The 1,451-nt window shown below is 39.5% G+C and carries 2 protein-coding genes; one reads left to right on the top strand and one right to left on the bottom strand.

All coding sequences use genetic code 11. From position 1 onward, the window contains the following. Positions 1–144: 144 nt before the first annotated feature. A complete protein-coding gene (locus A5875_RS08240) occupies positions 145–876 on the bottom strand; it encodes an SDR family oxidoreductase (RefSeq protein ID WP_088933144.1) in 732 nt (243 codons plus the stop codon). Between the two features lie 82 nt (positions 877–958). On the opposite strand from A5875_RS08240, the gene A5875_RS08235 reads away from it, so the two are divergent. Further along, entirely contained in the window at positions 959–1,414 is a 456-nt protein-coding gene (locus A5875_RS08235) for a MerR family transcriptional regulator (RefSeq protein ID WP_088933143.1), read from the top strand. The last annotated feature ends 37 nt before the right edge of the window (positions 1,415–1,451 follow it).

Here is a 1,451-nt window from a genome sequence, read left to right as displayed (position 1 = left end):
AGCTTACTCGTCGATCAAACTTCATGGAAGACTCCTTAAATCATCTATTCGAAAATTTTTAATAATAGAGACAGTATATCACGCTTCTATAAAAAAAACTCCCACCGTTTTGGCAGGAGCGAGTAAGAAAAATTAGTTAATTAATTAAGCGTCTTGCGCTGTTGCAGCAATATCGATTTCGCGGATGTTCACTTCTTGCGGCATGTCATAAATGAATTTTACGCTTTCTGCAACATGGAGAGGGTTAAGCGTGATCCCACCCATGCTTTCTTTCCATGCTTGATAGTCTGTTAAAGCACCTTGATCTGTTACATGGGTCAATAACTCTGTTTCCGCAGCACCAGGAGCGACCATAGAAACGCGGACATTTGAACCGGAAAGTTCTTCACGAATCGTTTCACTTAACCCATGAACTCCGAATTTTGATGCAACGTAAGCAGCATGGTTAGTGAAAGTCTTCTTACCAGCAAGTGAAGACATGTTGATGACAGTTCCATGATTGCGTTCTTTCATGCTTGGTAGCACGATTTGCATACCGTTCAATACTCCCATTACATTTGTATTCATCATTGTTTGCCATTCTGCAGGGTCTTGATCCAAGACATTACCAAGCAGCATCACACCAGCATTGTTAACTAACAGGTCAACCGGACCATAAACTGCTTCAGCTTTTTTGATGCTGGCTTCAAAAGCTTTGTAATCAGTTACGTCGACTTTTTCGATCATGACATTATCAAAGTTTAATGGTAATGCTTCGATTTTCTCAACACGACGTCCTAATAAAAGTAAGGGGAATCCTGCTTGGTTGAAAAGTTTGGCGATCTCTGCACCAAATCCTGAACTTGCACCTGTAATTACGACTAACGATTTTTCCATATAAATTGCCTTCTTCCATAAATGTGATAAACTTACCTTACTACCTGGAGTTAACTCCAAGTCAAGAAGGAAGTCTAAAAAAATGAAAAAATTTTTGATTGGCGATATTTCCGCCATGTATAATATCTCGCAAGATACTTTGAGATATTATGATAAAGCAGGGTTGCTGCCGTTTGTAAGGAAAAATAAAGCGGGTCGCAGAGAGTTTACGGAAGATGATCTCGGCTATATTGAAGTGATCGATTGCTTGAAACGGTCTGGGATTCCCGTTAAGGAAATCGCAAAATTTATGGACTGGTGTGTAAAAGGTGATCAGACGTTACCGCAGCGCTATCAATTTATGATAGAACAAGAAGCTGCTTTGGAGAAGAAAATCCATGAGCTTCAAGCCCAACTGGATTTTTTACGTTGGAAGAAATGGTACTATCAAACAGCTAATGAAGCTGGGACAGAAAAGGTCTTCTTTAAAGAGGGGACGCGACAAGTCGATAATAAATGGCATCAAAAATATTTAGAGACAAAAAGACGTGAATCTTAATTGGATTCACGTCTTTTTGTCGTCCATAGATAAAAGC

Origin of the sequence: Enterococcus sp. 3H8_DIV0648 (genome assembly GCF_002140655.1) — a bacterium.
GTDB classification, from domain to species: domain Bacteria; phylum Bacillota; class Bacilli; order Lactobacillales; family Enterococcaceae; genus Enterococcus_A; species Enterococcus_A hulanensis.
The sequence above is the reverse complement of the archived record's forward strand: the minus strand, read 5'-3'. Positions and strand labels throughout refer to the sequence as shown.

Excerpts from the sequence above, each read along its gene's own strand:
- A5875_RS08240 (WP_088933144.1), bottom strand. The coding sequence starts at position 876 with ATGGAAAAATCGTTAGTCGTAATTACAGGTGCAAGTTCAGGATTTGGT.
- A5875_RS08235 (WP_088933143.1), top strand. The coding sequence starts at position 959 with ATGAAAAAATTTTTGATTGGCGATATTTCCGCCATGTATAATATCTCG.